Below are 19,231 nucleotides of genomic sequence, written 5' to 3'. Positions count from 1 at the left end.
TTATAATTCAGTTTTATTGCAAGCCTTCTAAAAATCCGTAGTATGCATCTTTTTTGTTATAGTTTCCATCAAATAATAATGGCCAATCAACATATCCATAAAAATCAGTCAACCAGGTTTCAGAATCTTTCAATCCCCAAACTGTTAATGCGTATTTGTTATCGTTCGGAATACTATTGTACACTTGAACTACTTCCTTTACCTTCGCTTTTTGCGATAATGATCTTTCAGCGGTTAAAGAAGTGATATCCTTATTGGGATTTGCCCGGACATCCAATTCAGAAAAGTGAACTTTTAAATTTCTTTCTACAATTCGGTCGGTAGCCTTTTGAATATCTGCTTTCGCAGGATAATCGTGAGAAATGTGCATTTGAAATCCAACGCCGTCAATTGGAATATTTCGTGCAATAAAATCATCCACCATTGCAAAAACAGCATCTTGTTTTGTTTGATCGATAATCATACTGTAATCATTATAAAAAATTAATACATCAGGATCGGCAGCGCGAACAAACTGATAACATTTGGCAATGTAATCGTCGCCCATTTTCTGACGATAGATTGAATTTCTTAAATTTCCTGATCCATCCTCTACTGCTTCATTCACCACATCCCAAGAGGTTACTTTTCCTTTGTAACGAGTTACCACTGTCGTGATGTACTCCTCAATCATGTCTTCGAATTCCTGATCGGTTCCTGCAAAATTCTTTACCCAATCAGGAGTTGAATTGTGCCAAATAAGCGAATGACCATGAACATTAATTCCATTTGTCTGCCCGTAATTTACAATCGCATCGGCTGGACCAAAATCATAAGTGTCAACAGATGGATGCATTACATTCATTTTCATTTCCCATTCTGCGGTAATACTGCTAAACTCTTTTCTATAGGTTTCATCGTACTGTCCATTTAGTTTTCCCGATTGAACGGCAACCCCAACAAAGAATGTATCGGCAGCTTTCTTTAAAGTCTGATCTGAATCAGGAATAAATGAAGTTGTAGTTTCTACTATATTTGAATAACTGGAAACAATAGCTCCATTTACAGCTTTTACTCGATAGTAATACTGCATATTACTTTCTAACCCTGTAATATCTTCGTTAAGAGAAACTAAAGATTTAGCATTATACCCTGCCAAAAATGTTGCAAAACCAGCATCTTCCGAAACATCCAGTAGATAACTTTCGGCACGATACACTCTTGACCAACTTGCTGTAAAACTTGAAGAGGTAATACTTGTAGCCTGGTTGGCAATAGGATCTCCCAATTCAATTTCTGGCTCTGAATCGCCACCGCCACTTGAACAACTAGTAATGGAAATTAACAGACCAATTAAAATGGTTAAAAATCTAAATCTGAATTCGTTCATCTTATTTTGCAATTACTTTTGGTGGTTAAAAGCTATTATAAAAATAGCTCAAATAATAAAAAATTCAGGCTTGCAACCCATGACGCAAGCCTGAAAAAAAACTAATCTCTAATAAAAACCGTGAAAACGAATGTTATCAAACTGTACAGTGGAAGGATTTGCTCCCCACTCTGCTATAGTAACTTTAACTTGATTAATCTGTGTTGGATCCACATCACCACTTCCTTGATTTTCAGGATCGTAGTTCGCTCCAAATGCGGCAACTGGTGTTTCTATTGTATGCCATCCATCTTCGGTAAATTCATGGCGGAATGCCCAGTTACCACCATCGCGGTCCACAATTAAGAATTCAGCAACCGAACCAATTTTTCCATTACAATTTACATCAATCAAGAACATCACCTTTTCAGGGTCACTCTCTACCACCATTGTTTCTGTAGCATCCGACTGGCAACCATTGTATCCGTTAGAATTGTCGCCTAACCATTGAAATTGAGCAAATGTTCCGCTTGGTCCGCCTGTTACATAGTCAAGCGGTCCTGCATCGCCATAAGTAATCCAATTATTATTCGGACGCAATCCGCCTCCATCAAAATCAGCAACTAAATACAAGTTGTATCCTATATCAATATCAAGAAATGCAGTTACTTCACCTCCATCAGTAACAATAGTTACATCAGAACCTAATACGGTTCCATCAGGTACCACTATCGAAATTTCAGTTGATGAAATTATAGTATAATCAACCAGGCTTCCTGCAAAAGATACAGAAATAACATTCTGGAACCATTCGCCTGAAATAGAAACTGTTTCATTCGCTTTTGGGCGCTCTGGTGAAAATACACCGATTGTTGGTTCTGGTTGAATTAAATTAAAATCGTGCGTAATTACATCACCATCTTTATTTGTGATGGTTACAACTTGCGCACCAAATTCACTTCCTTTTGTTTCATCGAAAGGAACATTAAACATGATGGCTAATTTTGAATTCAATACCGGATTAAAAACAACATCAACAATGTTTTCTTCAGGTGCACTAAGCGCTCTAAAAGTAACTGTTTTAACATCCTGAAGATCGTTTCCTTCGGCAATAATCAAATCATTTGGCTTTCCTGAATTAATGTTTAGGTCTGTATTCTCAGATACCATTACATCAATCGCTGGATTTAAATTGGCATCATCATCACAAGAATAACTCAGGACACTTACCATCAACACAAGTAGTGCGCTGATGATATTGTTCATTTTATATTTCGTTTTCATAATAGAAGACATTTTAGTTGTTAAAATCGAATGGAACCGGCTCCTCTAACAATAGCGGATTTAAATCTGCTTCCGAACCTGGAATAGGTAGTAAAAAATCGCCAGCTGAAGGAGTTACTTTTCTTGTAATGATGTCATCATAATCTCCATCGTTATAATCTCCTCTTTCCTGATTCGATATAATAGCTATTGCTTTGGTTCTATCCATACGTGCTAAATCGTACCAATATTTTCCTTCAACAGCAAATTCCATTCTTCTTTCCTGAAGAATATCATCGAAAGTAAGAGAAGTTTTTTCAGCTAATCCTGCTCTTTTTCTTACCATATTAAATGACTCTAAGGCTTTTGCATCTGTAGTAGAAGCACTAGTTCCTAAAATTGCTTCCGCATGAATCAATAATACTTCGGCATATCTTATAATGTATGTGTTCAAATTTGTTGACATGAAACCAACATCTTCCCACTCATCTTTAGAACCTACCACATACTTTCTCCAACCAGCCATTGTACTTGTCATTCCAGCTTCGGGAACAGTATAACCTCCTTCGGCAGTTACTAAGTCTGGGTAAAAATCGCCTGGCTCCATAATGGTTTCATGTCTTCTCAAATCACCATCTTCAAAAGCATTTTGAAAATCGATACTTGGTTGAAAAGTTCCCCAACCATCGCCAGCATTTGTTAATTTTGGAGAAGCGGCTAAGTAAGCTTGATTTACATTTGCATATCCCCAACCTTGGTTAGCAACCCATTGCAATGCAAAAATTGATTCCCGACTGTTGTTGTTCCTTGGATGGAATACATCACCAAACTTATCCAATAATCCATAATAACCCGAATTAATAACCAATTCGGCTTGTGCTTTTGCATTGGCATAATCTTTTAAGGTAAGATATACCGAAGCCATCATTGCATTACAAGCTGTTTGTGTTACTCGACCAACTTCGCTATCTGCTCTTTGAATCGGAACTCTGCTCGCTGCCATAGCGTAATCGTTCAATATAAAAGTATAAACATCTTCAACAGTGTTTCTATACACATCAGCTTCAGCATTATACTGATCCATACTATGAATAATTGGTACTGCTCCCCATGTTCTCACCAAGTAATAATAAGCAGTTGCTCTCATAAAATACGCCTCACCTCGAACCGATTCCAGAACATCCTCATCAACATCACCTGAAACTTTTGTATCTAAATTGTAAAGCAATGTATTTGCTGTTCCAATTACATTATAAAGAGCATCCCAACCTTCGGTTGCAAATTGGTTTCCCTGATTTACTGAAAATAAAGTAAACTGAGCAATGTCGGAATAAGTACCCGTTGAATTTCCACTGTAATTGTCGCCAACGCAGATAAGGAATTTTTCATTAAAGTAAAACCATGGATATCCGTAAAGTGGAGCTCCAGCACTTTTAACCTGCTCGTTGGTATTGTAATAATTATCAACTACCAACGAATCTTCAGGGGCATTCTCCAAGAAACTATCCGAGCAAGAAGCCGAAAGAAAAAGGAGTAATAATATGAATATGTTATTTTTCATGATCGTAATTTTTTTAACGTAACAAGTAGATTTAGAATTCAACATTAACACCCATCATAAAGATTCTTGGAACTGGGTAACGACCATTGTCAACTCCCATTAGCAGAGAATTCTGATTGTAAGCACCAATTTCAGGATCGTAACCAGAATAGTTAGTGAATGTGTGTAGGTTCTGAACAGTAGCATAAACTCTCAACTTGTTCACGAAAGACAATCTTGCTAATTGACTTTTATCGAAAGTATAAGCCAAAGTCACATTTTGAATTTTTAAGAAAGAACCATCCTCAATAAAACGATCGGAGACTCTACTGTTGTTATTTGGATCGCCAAATGCAAAACGAGGGAAATTTGTATCTTCATTTACACCAGCAATAAAACGGTTGGCAACTGTTTTCGCCTGATTTCCAGTAACCTCTTTCATTCCTTCGGTCAATTTACGTGTCCAGTTGTAAATATCATTTCCTTGAGAACCTTGCAATGTGAACGAAAAGTCAAAATTCTTATAAGACATCTCATTCGTAATACTGTAAGTGAAATCGGGATGAGGATTACCGATAAAAGTACGATCTGCATCATCAATTTTTCCATCTTCGTTGATATCTTTAAACTTTATATCTCCTACCCAAACACCATTCACTTCTCCGATATCTCCTTGCGAAGGACTTGCATACAATTCAGCTTCATCTTTAAATAATCCGTCAACTTGATATCCGTAAAACTGTCCAACAGCTTTCCCTTCGGCAGTTTTCGTTAACGTATTGTTGAATTCAAATGTTTGGAAAATTGCTCCCTCATCACTGTTCATACTAATCAACTCATTTTTGTAAGTTGAAAATACAAATGTAGATGACCATGTAAAGTTAGGCTTGGTAATATTTCTAGTTGTTAATGAAATATCAATTCCTTGGTTTTCCATCTCACCCAAATTTACCATTGGAGGCTTTAATCCCATATAAGAGGCCGAATTCATTGCTCCTAAATAACTAGGCAGTGGCTGAGGAAATAAGAAATCTTTAGAAGTTTTCTTGTATACATCAACATCTAACTTGATTTTATTATCCAAAAACCCAAGCTCTAAACCAATATTTGTCGATCTTGTCGATTCCCATTTTACATCAGGATTTGCGATATTTGCTTGAGAAAAACCTGTTCCATAAACAGTTGTGATACTTCTTAAACTTGCACCATAAGCATATCCTCCAATATCCTGATTTCCAACCTCACCGTAACCTGCACGTAATTTCGCATAGTTCAACACACCTGAAAATTGCTCCATAAAAGGCTCCTTAGTTACCACCCAAGCTCCAGAAAAGGAAGGAAAATATCCCCACTTGTTGTTTTCTCCAAAATTCGACGATGCATCCGCACGAAGCGTTGCTGTCATTAAATATTTTCCTTTGAAACCATAGTTGAAACGACCAAAATAGGATTCAATACTATGTGTTCCCAATGAGTTCCCGTTTGTTGCAGTTAAAGCATCACCAGCATTTAATGCAGTAATGTCATTGGTAAGAAATCCAGTTCTTGTACCACTTAAAGACTCCCATGTTGACTTTTGAGACTCATGACCAAGCATTGCATTCAATGAATGATCACCAAAAGATTTCAGATAGTTCAAATAATTTTTCAATACCCAAAAGAAACTATCACTACTAGATTTTGACGAAGTACTAATTTCGTTTACCTCTCTACCAATTTCGTAGGTGGGATTGAATACATTTGTCTTATTCAAGTTAAAATCGTAACCGATTTCACTTCTAAAAGTCAAACCTTCGGCTAAAGTAAGATCCAGGAAGAAGTTCCCATTAATCTTATAACGCTCTAATTCACTGTTTCTGATTTCGGACCATGCAACAGGATTTCTACCGTTTCCCACACCAATTCCATCGGTTGGTCCACCCCAACTTCCGTCGGAATAAGTAACAGGAATATTTGGGGATTGTCTTAATGCAGAACTAATTACACCCGCTTCATCATCATTGAAAGTAATGTGTTCCTTCGAATTACTCATCGAAACATTATTTCCAACTTTAATCCATTCATTTACTTTATGATCTAAATTCAAACGAGTTGAAAATCGACGAAAATCAGAATTTATAACGATACCTTCCTGATCAAAATAGCTTAAGGAAGTATAAAATGTTGTTTTATCGTTACCACCCGAAACAGAAACCTGATGATTCTGAATTGGAGCCGAACGAAAAATTTCTTTCTGCCAATCGGTACCTTCACCTAATAATTCCGGATTTTGAAATTCGAAAGGAACCGATTTTCCTTGCGTTGTTAATACATCTGCATAATATTCAGCATACTCTTTTAAATTCATTACGTCTACATATTTTCCCACTTGTTGTACTCCGTAATAGCCTTCGTAAGACACTTTCGATTTTCCTTTTTGACCGCTTTTTGTTGTAATCAACACAACTCCATTAGCTCCACGAGAACCGTAAATTGCCGATGCCGAAGCATCCTTTAACACCTCAATAGATTCAATATCCGAAGGATTAATGCTAGACAATGCACTTACTTTAGTTTGTCCATTTCCACCTCCTAATGCAGAAAAAGTATAAGAATCATTATTTGAATTTCCCTGTAAAGGCACACCATCAATAACATATAATGGCTCATTGTTTCCGGTTAAGGAAGTAATACCACGTACACGTAAAGAAACACCTCCACCTGGAGCACCAGAGTTTTGGGTAACTGTAACTCCAGCAACTCGTCCTTGCAACGCTTGGTCAACCCCTGCAAATGGTTGGTCTTCCATCGTTTCTCCTTTTACAGATACAACCGATCCGGTAAGATCACTCTTTTTCATTACACCGTAACCAACCGCTACAACCTCATTCAAACCAATAGAAGACTCAATCAGTTCAATATTAATTAAAGATTGTCCTTTAACTTCTTGGTTTACCGTTTCGAAACCAATAAAAGAATAAAGCAAAACACCATTCTTCGATACATTAATAGAGTAGTTACCATCCATGTCGGTAGTTGTACCGTTTGTAGTCCCTTTCTCAATAACAGTAACGCCTGGCAAAGGCTCCCGGGATTCTTTGACTACTACTTTACCCGATACTACCATCTGCTGTGAATAAGCAGTAATGCTCAGAACAAGCATTAAGAGTAATAAATTAAGTTTTCTTTTCATCTTTTAGTAATTAGATTAGAATAGGAATATTGAAATCAATTCAACATTAATTAGTGAAAAAAGAAGTCCAATCAATAGTTAGCTTTTTACATCTAAGTTTGTCTTTTCAGAAATTCAAACCTTTGCGTAATGTCAATTTTTCTTCTCCCGCAAGTTTAATACTTACGCCTCAGTACGACGTTTAAAATCTTCCATAGAAAGTGGAAATTCTTCCAACCCCCTATGATACTATCACTTATAACTAAATTTTCTATTGAATAGTGACAATTTAAAATTGAATATTTTCAAGGTTAAATCGATTTTCGCCCTTCGAAAAAACCTACACTTTCTTTAAAAAGATCAAAATTACGATTCAATGCACCAACAAACCTATCAAAAAGTAAAACCTTTTAATAGGGAATAAATACACGATATTATTTATCGGAATGCCATCTTTGCTTTTCAAAACCTACTTTAGGAACTAGCTATTTTTTACCAAACTTAAATTGGTATAAAATAAACGGGCAGAAATATTTGGAGAAGGAGGCGAAAAAGCTTGAATTAAAACAAAAAAACTAGTTAAGAATCCTATTTACATGAAGAACAGGATGTATGCATGTAGCAATCTATAACAGAAATTGTACCGCTAATAAATTTATTTTAGATATAGTAACTGCGAAAAACGACAAACTATTGCACCAAAAACTTCCACTACTAATTGGCAAATAAGCTTTTTACAATTGCAGGGAAACACAGTTCAGAACGAACAAAGAAAAATGGAAACTATCGAATTATTAAAATGATAATGTGCACGAAACTCCATGATAAAATCTGTAAGAAAAAGAATCTTTTCAGGCTTTTACCGAAAAAAAAATTAAGGAATAAAAAATTACTTATTTTATCACCATATAATTCTTCTTATTCTGCAACCTACTCCAGTCTTTAGAATTCATCGACTGAATTATTTTTGTAGTTAAATCAACCACAATAAAATCCTCATCTCTCGAAAAGGAAAACAACTCTTTAATTTTGCTAAAAATATTCATCATCCTCGTTTTATCGGTTTTTAATAACATAAAATTAAGAGGATAAATGGACAAAGTCAAGCCGATTTGGCACGATTTAATAATTACGTAATATGAGTTTCTAAACGCGTATTTTCAGTTCACATTTACGTAACATCCAAGGGTATTTTTCAAGAAAAACCTAATCCTTAAAGTCAATTGTATTAAAAAAGAGGTCTTTTTTATCTACCAAAAACTGTTTCATTCTCGAAGGACCACCAATTGCAATCTGATAAATAAACTTGCCTCTAAAAAAAAATCGCTTGTAGTAGGTATATTCATGCTCTCCTACCAACTGAGTATAAATAATCTCCTTGCCTAACATTTTCTGATAAGGAACCGAACTTTCCAAAATTAAAATCGCATTTCCTGTTACCAAACTCCCCTCTTTCATTTCCTGATAATATTCCGTAGGATCGGAATAGGTAAAATCTAAGCCTACACCTGAAAAATCGGAGGCAACAACTCCAAAAACCGTCGCTGCATCTTTATAGCTAAACACCTCAATTTTTATCCCATTTAAATCTTTTGTCTGCATCATCGGATTTTCAGGCAAATCGAAACTAATTTTTGACTTTTCCGATATGGTTTTAACCCAATCGTTTTGTGCAAATACCGAAGGCAGAATAGAAATAAGCAAGCCGATTAACAAATATATTTTTCTCATTTAATGCATTTAATGCCACTTTTTTAGAACTCAAAACCTCTATTAATTAATACCCGGCAACTCTATTCCCTTTATAGTTCGATACAAATCCAAAGCAAAAACATCTGTCATTCCAGAAATAAAATCCAATATCGCCATAATTTTCTCATAGTCCGAGCCACAATTTGCATGATACTGCTCCGGTATTAATGACAGTAGATTTTTAGAATAAAAATTTTCAGGTTCCAGAACAGCAGAAACAAACTCATCTAGCAAGGTCCCCAATATCTTATAGCCAGCCAATTCAATTTCCACAACCGATCGATGTCGATAAATTCGCGAAACTGCTACTTTAGAGCACTTTTTATAGGCCGATAAGGATGTTTCATTAATCTCTTTAATCAACGTAGAGGTAAAAGTCCCTGCCATGATTAATTCATAACGATCCACAAACACATTCACACATTCCGAAATTAGTTTCCCTATCACTCCAGCCCGTATGTAGGCAATTTGTTCATTAATGTCGGTAACCTCTTTACAGGTTTCGGCAATTCGGCGCAAACTATTTTTGTCCTTATCGGGATGATAAAAACTCAATAGTAAAGTCTTTGTTTCTTCAGTACTCAGTATCATCAGCTTATGAGCATCTTCAATATCCATAATTTGGTAACAAATATCATCTGCCGCCTCCACTAAATAAACCAAGGGAAAACGCGCAAATATTCCAGACGATAACTCTGGAATGCCTAATTCCTTCGCAATTTTCTGATAATCTTCCTTTTCTGCCTGAAAAAAACCATACTTTCTTTTCTTAACAATCTCAATTTTATCACTTTCCCAAGGATACTTTACAATAGCCGCAATACTCGAATAAGTTAATGCAAAGCCACCCTTTCTTCTTCCGTAAAAGGCGTGAGTTAACAAGCGAAACGCATTTGCATTTCCTTCAAAATTAGTTAAATCACACCATTCTTTCTGCGTGAATCTATCCTGCAATTTTTTTCCTTTGCCATCCGAAAAAAAATGAGACAAAGCCTTCTCTCCCGAATGTCCAAATGGCGGATTGCCTAAATCATGTGCCAAACAAGCACCAGCAACAATACTTCCAATTTCTTTAATTAAAATAGAATCTGTAGTTGAATCAAGCTGAATAAGTTTGTCGGCAAGCGCATTTCCTAAAGATCGTCCCACACTAGAAACCTCCAAACTATGGGTTAATCGGTTGTGCACAAAAATACTCCCCGGTAAAGGAAATACCTGTGTTTTATTTTGCAAGCGCCGAAAAGGGGATGAAAATATTAATCGATCATAATCGCGCTGAAACTGGGATCTAACATCTTTCTGTTGTACCGAAGAAAACTGGTCTTCTTGACCAAAGCGTTTTGCTGATAGTAAGCTATTCCAATTCATTTTTTCCATTTAGAGAAGCTAAAATTACACTAATATTTGGCTTTGAGCTTATCCTATAGTGTTTATTCACATTTATTAAGATAAAATACACTAATTTAATAGCTAAATTAAAAAGTAATGTACATTATCGTACACTCTTTGTACTGTAAATGAACACAATTGTAAAACACGCAACAATACACATCTTCATAATTTATTAATTATCAGGCCAATTAAGCATATGGCATACCGATTGATAAACTATACTTAATTTGAGATGAATAGTTTCTTTACTTTTTAAATCGATTAAAACTCGACATTATCAGTAGTAATTCCAAGTTTGTCGATAGAAAAACATGTTTATCTAATTTTGTTTGCAATAACATGATTTAACATTAATATTGTATACAGATTTATTTTTAATACCACTATCTATTATGATTCGATTACAAAACATTCACAAATCGTATATTACCGGCACGAATAAACTTCATGTTTTAAAGGGAATCGATTTGCATATAAAAGAAGGTGAATTAGTTTCCATAATGGGTTCGTCCGGATCGGGTAAATCGACACTTTTAAATATACTTGGGCTTTTAGATAATCATGATGATGGTGTTTACCTGCTTAATCAGCAAGAAATAAAAGCCATGAGCGAAACCAAAGCCGCTAAGCTTCGAAATGATCTCTTGGGATTTGTATTTCAATCGTTCAACCTTATTTCTTTTAAAAATGCAATGGAGAATGTTGCCCTTCCTTTGTACTATAAAAAAGTTGCTCGAAAAAAACGAAACAGAATGGCTGTTGAATATCTCGACAAGTTAGGCCTTAAAGATTGGGCAGAACACATGCCAAATGAACTTTCCGGAGGTCAAAAACAAAGAGTTGCCATTGCACGATCAATCATAACAAATCCAAAAATTATTTTAGCAGATGAACCTACTGGTGCTTTAGATTCTAAAACTTCGATTGAAGTAATGGATATTCTAAAAGAAATCAACGCAAGTGGTATTACTGTAATTATCGTAACACACGAAAATGACATCGCTCACATGACAGATCGTATTATTAATTTGAAAGATGGTAGAATCGAATCGATTATTGAAACCAGAAAAGTTAATCGTACGGAAAGCAGTAAAATTCCTCAGTAGTAAGCAAACTTTCCAAACCTAAACGCCTAGAATAAAGCTATGTTCGACAGAGATAAGTGGCAAGAAATATTTAGTACCATTCGTAAAAACAAAACCAGAACTGTTTTAACCGGGTTTTCGGTGGCAACAGGTATTTTCATGTTGATTTTTCTTTTGGGTGCAGGAAGAGGTCTACGAAATGGTATGACTTCTGTTTTTGCCCAAGATGCAACCAACAGTATGCAGATATATGGTGGAAGAACTACAAAAGCATACAAAGGAACCCCCGAAGGCAAAAGAATTCAGATGGTTAATGAAGACTATCTTGGTCTTAAAAAATCAATCAGTAAACTGGATGTAATTTCTGCAATGTCTTACATTCCTGGTGCCGAAACCATCTCCTACAAAAATAACTTTGGAAACTTTAACGTTTCTCCGGTTCACGATACTTATGAGAAAATTAAAAACTTTGAAATACTTTCTGGTCGATTCTTAAACGAAAAAGATATTAAAGAAAATCGAAAAGTTGTTGTAATACAAGATGTTGTAAAAGATGTTCTTTTCCCTAAAGAAACGGCAATCAACAAATTAATCAATATTAACAATATCAAGTTTAAAGTCGTTGGAGTATTTAGCCAACAAAGTTTCGACGAAAACTCCAGAGATATTTACATTCCAATTACAGTTGCTCAAAAGATTTTTAACAACAACGATCACCTTCAAAGAATATCCTTTACTCTTAACGATATCTCTGTAGAAGAAAGTAAGGGCGTGGTGCAACAAGTCATTTACAAAATGGCCGACAAGCACGGATTTAGCAAAGAAGATAAAAGTGCTTTGTGGATACAAAATAACATTGAAAACTCTCAAACCTTTGCTGCCCTTTTTACAGCAATAGAAATGTTTGTATGGATTATTGGAATTTTCACCATCGCACTTGGCGTTATCGGCGTTTTCAACATTATGATGATTGTTGTTAAAGAAAGAACCAAAGAGATTGGAGTAAGAAAAGCCATTGGTGCATCGCCAGCTTCGGTAATAGGCTTAATTTTAATGGAAGCCATTTTTATTACCGCAGCCTCGGGCTATATTGGACTAATTGCTGGTGTTGGATTGCTCGAAGTTATTACGCAGTTCGATCTTATCTACAAAATATATCCCCCCGCAGCAATCTACTTTGTAAACCCACAAGTTGACTTAGGAATTGCAGTAGGCGCAACCATTGTTTTGGTTGTAACGGGTGCTTTAGCAGGATTTTTCCCTGCACGTAAAGCCGCAAGAATCCGACCAATAGAAGCATTAAGAGACGAATAGTAATTAGACTAAAAAAAATAATCAGATCATGATCGATTTGGATAAATGGCAGGAAATAACTGCCGCACTCAAAAAAAATAAACTTAGAACCATACTTACCGGCATGGGGGTAATGTTCGGGATTTTAATTCTCGTAACACTGCTGGGTATTGGTAAAGGTTTCCAGAACAATATTCAATCTTCTTTGGGAAATTTTGCTACCAATTCTACAGTATTTTGGGTGCAACGAACTACCAAAGCTTATAAAGGATTGCCTCGAAATCGATTTTATCAATTTACAAATGATGATATAGTCGCAATTAAAATATCTGTTCCCGAATTAGAAAATATAGCTCCAGAAATTGATGGATGGAGTGGAGGTGCAACAAACAATACGTTTCGTGCAGAAAAAAAAGGAAACTTTAGAATCAAAGGAACTTCTCCAGAGATGAATATGGTTAATCCTGTTGACGTTACTGCTGGTCGATTCATTAATGAAAATGATTTAAAAGATTATCGAAAGGTAATTACAATTGGTCCAAGAGTTCAGGAACTAATGTTCGAAAAAGATGAAGACCCTATTGGTCAATATCTGAAGGTAAATGGTATCTACTTAAAAATTATTGGAACGGTTAAGCCATTAAGTCAGAACATGGGAAATCGTGAAGACATTATTCAAATGCCATATACCACTCTTCAGCGATTATACAACAGAGGAGACAAATTTTATTCTTTTTTAGCAACTGCAAAAGTTGGTGAGTCGGTTGATGAGCTTCAAAATAGCATTTTTTCAATTTTAGCTCGACGCCACAACATTCATCCCGATGACAAACAAGCAATTGGGAACTTTAACATTGCCAAGTTATTTCAAAAAATATTTGGTCTCTTTAATAGTATTGGATTCCTATTTTGGATTATTGGCCTTGGAGTTCTCCTAACTGGCATAATTGGAGTGAGTAATATTATGCATGTAGTTGTTAAAGAGAGAACTAAAGAAATAGGAATTAAACGCGCCATTGGTGCCCGCCCAGCCGAAGTAGTAGGCCAAATTATAAATGAATCGGTTTTCTTAACCACTTTTGCCGGATTCTGGGGATTGGTATTAGGCGTACTAATAGTTGAAGGCATAGGAAAAGCTACCGAAGGTAGTGTTGATTCTCAGATATTAAACCCTTATGTTGATATTAATGTTGCTTTTATAGCACTTGGTGTTTTAGTTTTCTTTGGCGTATTGGCCGGTTTATTACCAGCACTAAAAGCCATCAGAATTAAACCCGTTGATGCATTGAGATACGAATAGAAATAAATAATTCATCATCCGAAAATAATACTAGTCATGAAAAAAGTTTTTAGAATTGTATTGGTTGTGTTTTTCATCCTTCTTTTTGTAGGAACCATTATATTCCTATATCAAAAGTCGCAAGATCAACCTGTGATTTACAACACAAAATCACCCGAAATAACAGATATTATTAAAAAGACGGTTGCAACCGGATCTGTTGTTCCAAGAAAAGAAATCGCAATTAAACCTCAGGGAGTTTCCGGCATTATTGAAACTTTATATGTGGAAGCTGGAGATATGATTAAAAAAGGCGATCCTATCGCAAAAATTAAAATCATTCCAGATATGATTAACTTGAACAGCGCTGAATCAAGAGTAAATGTTGCTCAAATTAACTTTGAAGATTCGGAACTTAACTACAATAGAGACAAGGAATTGTTTGATAAAAAAGTTATTTCAGCTACTGATTTTCAAAAAACACAATTGTCATTCCGAAACTCCAGAGTTGAATTGCAAACTGCAAAAGACAATCTTCAATTAATTAAAGAAGGTGTAACTAAAAATTCAGCAAGCGCAACCAATACAATTATCCGATCAACCATTCAAGGTATGATTTTGGATATCCCTGTAAAGGAAGGAAACTCGGTAATTCAAAGTAATTCATTTAACGATGGTACTACTGTTGCAATTGTTGCCGACATGGGCGAAATGATTTTTCAAGGAAAAGTAGATGAAACTGAAGTAGGCAAAATTGTTCAGGGAATGAATCTTGAATTAACTATTGGAGCTATTGAAGATGTAAAGTTTAATGCTCATTTGGAATACATATCACCAAAAGGTGTGGAAGAAAATGGTGCCATTCAATTCGAAATAAAAGCCTCTGTACAACTTAAAAACGACTTCTTTATTCGTTCGGGATATAGCGCAAATGCCGAAATTGTATTGGATAAAAGAGAACAGGTATTGGCTGTAAACGAAAGTCTTTTAGAGTTTAAAAACGATTCAACTTTTGTGGAAATTGAAACTTCGGAGCAAAAATTCGAAAAAAGATTTATTAAAACGGGTCTTTCGGATGGTATTAACATCGAGGTTTTAGAAGGTATTACCAAAGACGATAAACTAAAAGGGGACAAGAAGAAAAAAATTGAAAAAATTAAAGAAGAGAAAGAAGAAGAATAAAAACGCAACTCTTTGCTATAAAGAACCATTACGAAAATATTCTAAACATCTCAAATTGTCATTTAAAATGCAATGACAACTCTAGTTTAATCGGATCAAAAATAAATTACGCACATGAAAAAAATAGTAATATTTATCCTTGTTTTTGTTTTTCCATTCTCGGGCATTTTCGCTCAGGAAATATGGAATTTGGAAAAATGCATAATACATGCAAAAGAGCACAATATCAACCTTAAGTTACAAAAACTAGATGCTGAAGTTCAGGCAAACAATACCAAGCAATCAAAATTAAATCTGTTACCAGATTTAAATGGTTATACTGGATACAACTATAACTATGGCCGTTCGTTAAGTGCTGACAATACTTATGTGAATGCCAACAGTCAAACAGGTTCTTTAGGACTTTCCTCTAGCCTTACGCTATTTAGTGGCTTTCAAAAATGGAATTCTGTAAAACAAAATGAATTAGATCTTAAGGCTAGCTTGCAGGATGTTGAAAAAGCAAAAGAAGATTTGGCACTAACTATCACCTCCTACTATTTAGATATTCTATTTAAAAAAGAACTTCTTCAGGTAGCGCAGGAACAATTAAAAGTTACTAACCTTCAGATTAATAGAACTGAAATTTTAGTAGAGGCAGGAACTTTACCAAAAGGAAGTTTGATGGAGCAAAAAGCACAAGCCGCACGAGAAGATTTAGCGGTTGTTAATGCACAAAATGCCCTCGACATTGCTTTACTGGATCTGGCTCAACTTTTGGATTTAAAAGATTCTAAAGGATTCGATATACAAACACCTGAACTTCCTATTCTAAACGCAACCAAATCGATGGTAGATCCTGAATCGGTTTTTATTAATGCATTAACATTTCGTCCGGAGATGAAAGCCGCACAATATCGTTTAGAAAGTTCGGAAAAAGGCTTAACCATTGCAAAAGGACAAATGACTCCGACTCTATCCATGTCGGGATCGTGGAATTCGGGCTATCGAAAAAACCAACCAGAATATGGTCTGGCTACCGACGGAAGTCCAATAATTATCCGAAAAGAAATGCAACTTAACGATCAATTAAAATTATTTGAATCGAAAAGTTTTGGTTTCAACTTAAGCATTCCTATTTTTAACGGAGGTACAGTAAATCGGAATATCAGTAATGCGAAAGTGAATATCGACCGTTCGAAATTAAACATGGAGAACTCGAAAAATGCGCTTCGTAAAGATATTCAGCAAGCACATGCCAATGCAAAAGCTGCCATGAGAAAGTTTTTCTCGAGTGAAACTGCTGTTTCTTCCACCGAAGAGGCTTTCCGTTATACCGAAGAAAAATTTAACTTAGGTTTGGTTAATTCGGTAGATTACAATCAGGAAAAAAATAATCTCTTTAAATCGAAATCAGACTTACTGCAAGCGAAATACGATTACATTTTTCGCACCAAAATACTTGACTTCTATAATGGAATCGAAATTAATTTATAATCAAGTTCAAAGTTAAAAGAACTCTCAATCCATTTCGGGTTGGGAGTTTTTTTTTACATCACGTAAGTGTTTCCTACTAAGTAATTGTCCTACTAATGAAGAAGCACAAATTTCGGCAATTATTCCCTAATAAATTAATTTAACTTGGGGAACGATTATATATTTGAGTAGTTATCCTTCACAATTAGTATTTTATCCTTTATTTTGCATTGATTTTAAATTTTATCAAATGGCATTACTATTACATATAGAAACATCAACAGCAGTTTGTTCTGTGGCATTAGGAAAAGATGGTGAATTACTTGCACTAAAGGAAACGAAAGATGGCATGAAACACGCCACCCACCTGACTGTTTTTATTCAAGACATTTTAAAAGAAAATAATTTTACTCCAAACGATTTAGATGGAGTTGCAATTAGCATGGGACCCGGATCTTATACCGGCTTGCGCATTGGTGTATCAACAGCAAAAGGAATTTGCTACGGAGCCAATTTGCCCCTTTTAGCAATTAATACCTTACAGGCAATGACCCAACCATTGCTTGGCGACAAAAAAATTCTTGCTCAATTATCAAAACCTGAAGAGGCATACTATTGCCCTATGATTGATGCTCGAAGAATGGAAGTTTACACTGCCTTATACAACAATAAAAACGAGATAACCAGAGCTATTTCTGCCGATATTATTGATGAAAAATCTTTTTCTGAAGAGCTCTCGAAAAGGGAGATAGTATTCTTTGGCGATGGATCCTCCAAGTGTAAAGATGTAATCAAAAGTAAAAATGGCATCTTTCTTGCTGAGGTAACTCCATCAGCAATAGGAATGATTGAAATGGCTGAAACAAAATTTCAAAATAAAGAATTTGAAGATGTAGCTTATTTTGAGCCTTTTTATTTAAAAGATTTTGTTGCTACCACTCCTAAAAAGAATATCTTTAATTAAGAACCAACAATAATGCATATGTATAAAATATCTCTTAGTATTCTTCTAATTATTCTCAGCCACTCCATTGTATTGGCCGATTTTCCTATTAAGGACACCGAAAAAGGAGAACATCTAAGATACATTATACATTACGGAATTATTCGTGGCGGAAAAGCAAGCTTAAAAATAAGAACTGAAAAAGTGAGTGGGAAAGATTTGTACCACGCAACCTTAACCGGAAAAACAGTTGGCTTATTTAATAATCTTTATAAAGTTAAAGATACTTACGAAAGTTATATTGATCCTGAAACCTTACTTCCGGTAAAAGCAATTCGAGATATTCAGGAAGGAAGCTATAAAAGGTATACAGAAATAGTATTTGATCGAAAAAAAAATGAAGTTAACTCAACACGGTCTGGAATTCATAAAGTACCAGTAGGAATTCATGATATTCTATCCGCATTTTACTTTGCAAGGGTTAATTATTTCAATTCAAAATTAAAAGTTGGCGAAGTTGTTAAAATTCAAACCCATTTCTCGGATGAATTATTTCTACTCCAATTTCGTTTTATGGGGTACGAAACAATTAATAGCAAAATTGGAGATATAAAATGTTATAAATTCATACCAATTGTAGCTACCGGACGAGCATTTAAAGATGAAGATGATATGACTATCTGGGTTTCTGCCGATGCAAATCGAATTCCCGTTCGCGTACAATTCGATCTTTTTATCGGTTCCTTACGTTGCGATTTGATAAATTTTTCAGATTTCTCCTATGATTCTCTCCTCGATAACGACTAGAATTCTTCCATTTACGTAGTATCTATTTCAAACAAAGCCTAATAATATTTCAGAATATTAATTGTTTACCCTATTTTTGCAAAACTTAAAAAGAAAGGATTCTTTCTTTTTCTAAGAAATGATTATTAAAAATTAATATTATATCATGGCATCTACTACAGATTTTAAAAATGGACTGTGTATTCATTATAAAGACGATTTATATACGATTATACAATTCCAGCATGTAAAACCAGGTAAAGGTCCAGCCTTTGTTAGAACAAAATTAAAAAATGTAAAAACAGGTAAAGTAATTGATAATACTTTTAACTCTGGTGTAAAAATAGACATTGCTCGTATTGAGAGACGTCCACATCAATTTCTTTATAAGGATGATATGGGGTATAACTTAATGCATACCGAAACCTACGAACAAATTGCTTTACCAGAAGAGTTGTTCAATTCTCCTGATCTTTTAAAAGAAGGTGAAATGGTTGAAGCTGTTTTTCATGCCGATACCGAAACTCCTTTGTATGTTGACCTTCCTGCTCACGTGGTAATGGAAATTACTTACACCGAGCCAGGTTTACGAGGCGATAGTTCATCTACCTCATCATTAAAAGCTGCAACTGTGGAAAGTGGTGCAACCATTATGGTACCATTATTTATAAACACAGGAGATCTTATTAAAATTGATACCCGCGATCACTCCTACTCGGAACGTGTAAAAGCATAGTTTTTCATAAACTCATCATCAAAAAA

General features: G+C 35.1%; 15 protein-coding genes. 8 read left to right on the top strand and 7 right to left on the bottom strand.

The genetic code is table 11. The annotated features are described in order from the left end of the window. Positions 1 to 13 precede the first annotated feature (13 nt). The 7 genes from BZG02_RS12245 to BZG02_RS12215 form a co-directional block, all read right to left on the bottom strand. Positions 14 to 1,369: an endo-1,4-beta-xylanase gene (locus tag BZG02_RS12245; RefSeq protein ID WP_101261729.1), complete on the bottom strand. Its 1,356-nt coding sequence runs from the start codon at positions 1,367 to 1,369 to the stop codon at positions 14 to 16. A gap of 108 nt (positions 1,370 to 1,477) precedes the next feature. Further along, positions 1,478 to 2,632: an IPT/TIG domain-containing protein gene (locus tag BZG02_RS12240; protein WP_180335713.1), complete on the bottom strand. Its 1,155-nt coding sequence runs from the start codon at positions 2,630 to 2,632 to the stop codon at positions 1,478 to 1,480. Positions 2,633 to 2,645: 13 nt separating this feature from the next. Beyond that, positions 2,646 to 4,172, bottom strand: a complete 1,527-nt coding sequence (locus BZG02_RS12235; protein WP_180335712.1) for a RagB/SusD family nutrient uptake outer membrane protein — start codon at positions 4,170 to 4,172, stop codon at positions 2,646 to 2,648. Between the two features lie 31 nt (positions 4,173 to 4,203). Beyond that, entirely contained in the window at positions 4,204 to 7,323 is a 3,120-nt protein-coding gene (locus BZG02_RS12230; RefSeq protein ID WP_101261726.1) for a SusC/RagA family TonB-linked outer membrane protein, read from the bottom strand. Between the two features lie 872 nt (positions 7,324 to 8,195). Continuing rightward, positions 8,196 to 8,351 (bottom strand): hypothetical protein, encoded by a 156-nt coding sequence (locus BZG02_RS20835; RefSeq protein ID WP_180335711.1) that lies wholly within the window; start codon positions 8,349 to 8,351, stop codon positions 8,196 to 8,198. A gap of 157 nt (positions 8,352 to 8,508) precedes the next feature. Then, positions 8,509 to 9,033 (bottom strand): hypothetical protein, encoded by a 525-nt coding sequence (locus BZG02_RS12220; RefSeq protein ID WP_101261724.1) that lies wholly within the window; start codon positions 9,031 to 9,033, stop codon positions 8,509 to 8,511. A gap of 42 nt (positions 9,034 to 9,075) precedes the next feature. Next, a complete protein-coding gene (locus BZG02_RS12215) occupies positions 9,076 to 10,422 on the bottom strand; it encodes a deoxyguanosinetriphosphate triphosphohydrolase (RefSeq protein ID WP_101261844.1) in 1,347 nt (448 codons plus the stop codon). A 416-nt stretch (positions 10,423 to 10,838) separates the two neighbouring features. Here BZG02_RS12215 and BZG02_RS12210 point away from each other — a divergent pair, with 416 nt between their 5' ends. The 8 genes from BZG02_RS12210 (at position 10,839) to efp (ending at position 19,205) form a co-directional block, all read left to right on the top strand. Then, a complete protein-coding gene (locus tag BZG02_RS12210; RefSeq protein ID WP_101261723.1) occupies positions 10,839 to 11,552 on the top strand; it encodes an ABC transporter ATP-binding protein in 714 nt (237 codons plus the stop codon). Between the two features lie 39 nt (positions 11,553 to 11,591). Next, on the top strand, positions 11,592 to 12,845 hold the full coding sequence (locus BZG02_RS12205) for an ABC transporter permease (protein ID WP_101261722.1): 1,254 nt from the start codon (positions 11,592 to 11,594) through the stop codon (positions 12,843 to 12,845). A 28-nt stretch (positions 12,846 to 12,873) separates the two neighbouring features. Continuing rightward, entirely contained in the window at positions 12,874 to 14,124 is a 1,251-nt protein-coding gene (locus BZG02_RS12200; RefSeq protein WP_101261721.1) for an ABC transporter permease, read from the top strand. 36 nt (positions 14,125 to 14,160) lie between these two features. Beyond that, positions 14,161 to 15,285, top strand: coding sequence for an efflux RND transporter periplasmic adaptor subunit (locus BZG02_RS12195; RefSeq protein ID WP_101261720.1), 1,125 nt, complete (start codon positions 14,161 to 14,163; stop codon positions 15,283 to 15,285). A gap of 114 nt (positions 15,286 to 15,399) precedes the next feature. After that, a complete protein-coding gene (locus BZG02_RS12190) occupies positions 15,400 to 16,761 on the top strand; it encodes a TolC family protein (protein ID WP_101261719.1) in 1,362 nt (453 codons plus the stop codon). 229 nt (positions 16,762 to 16,990) lie between these two features. Further along, entirely contained in the window at positions 16,991 to 17,704 is a 714-nt protein-coding gene (gene tsaB, locus BZG02_RS12185; protein WP_101261718.1) for a tRNA (adenosine(37)-N6)-threonylcarbamoyltransferase complex dimerization subunit type 1 TsaB, read from the top strand. An 18-nt stretch (positions 17,705 to 17,722) separates the two neighbouring features. Beyond that, entirely contained in the window at positions 17,723 to 18,490 is a 768-nt protein-coding gene (locus BZG02_RS12180; RefSeq protein ID WP_180335710.1) for a DUF3108 domain-containing protein, read from the top strand. 145 nt (positions 18,491 to 18,635) lie between these two features. Beyond that, positions 18,636 to 19,205, top strand: coding sequence for an elongation factor P (gene efp / locus BZG02_RS12175; protein ID WP_101261716.1), 570 nt, complete (start codon positions 18,636 to 18,638; stop codon positions 19,203 to 19,205). Positions 19,206 to 19,231: the final 26 nt, after the last annotated feature.

This window comes from Labilibaculum filiforme, assembly GCF_002843315.1.
Classification (GTDB): domain Bacteria; phylum Bacteroidota; class Bacteroidia; order Bacteroidales; family Marinifilaceae; genus Labilibaculum; species Labilibaculum filiforme.
Note: the sequence above shows the minus strand (reverse complement) of the source record. Positions and strands in the feature narration are given on the sequence as shown.

Coding starts and splice junctions, on each gene's coding strand:
- BZG02_RS12245 (WP_101261729.1), bottom strand. CDS start 1,369: ATGAACGAATTCAGATTTAGATTTTTAACCATTTTAATTGGTCTGTTA.
- BZG02_RS12240 (WP_180335713.1), bottom strand. CDS start 2,632: ATGAAAACGAAATATAAAATGAACAATATCATCAGCGCACTACTTGTG.
- BZG02_RS12235 (WP_180335712.1), bottom strand. CDS start 4,172: ATGAAAAATAACATATTCATATTATTACTCCTTTTTCTTTCGGCTTCT.
- BZG02_RS12230 (WP_101261726.1), bottom strand. CDS start 7,323: ATGAAAAGAAAACTTAATTTATTACTCTTAATGCTTGTTCTGAGCATT.
- BZG02_RS20835 (WP_180335711.1), bottom strand. CDS start 8,351: ATGATGAATATTTTTAGCAAAATTAAAGAGTTGTTTTCCTTTTCGAGA.
- BZG02_RS12220 (WP_101261724.1), bottom strand. CDS start 9,033: ATGAGAAAAATATATTTGTTAATCGGCTTGCTTATTTCTATTCTGCCT.
- BZG02_RS12215 (WP_101261844.1), bottom strand. CDS start 10,422: ATGAATTGGAATAGCTTACTATCAGCAAAACGCTTTGGTCAAGAAGAC.
- BZG02_RS12210 (WP_101261723.1), top strand. CDS start 10,839: ATGATTCGATTACAAAACATTCACAAATCGTATATTACCGGCACGAAT.
- BZG02_RS12205 (WP_101261722.1), top strand. CDS start 11,592: ATGTTCGACAGAGATAAGTGGCAAGAAATATTTAGTACCATTCGTAAA.
- BZG02_RS12200 (WP_101261721.1), top strand. CDS start 12,874: ATGATCGATTTGGATAAATGGCAGGAAATAACTGCCGCACTCAAAAAA.
- BZG02_RS12195 (WP_101261720.1), top strand. CDS start 14,161: ATGAAAAAAGTTTTTAGAATTGTATTGGTTGTGTTTTTCATCCTTCTT.
- BZG02_RS12190 (WP_101261719.1), top strand. CDS start 15,400: ATGAAAAAAATAGTAATATTTATCCTTGTTTTTGTTTTTCCATTCTCG.
- tsaB (WP_101261718.1), top strand. CDS start 16,991: ATGGCATTACTATTACATATAGAAACATCAACAGCAGTTTGTTCTGTG.
- BZG02_RS12180 (WP_180335710.1), top strand. CDS start 17,723: ATGTATAAAATATCTCTTAGTATTCTTCTAATTATTCTCAGCCACTCC.
- efp (WP_101261716.1), top strand. CDS start 18,636: ATGGCATCTACTACAGATTTTAAAAATGGACTGTGTATTCATTATAAA.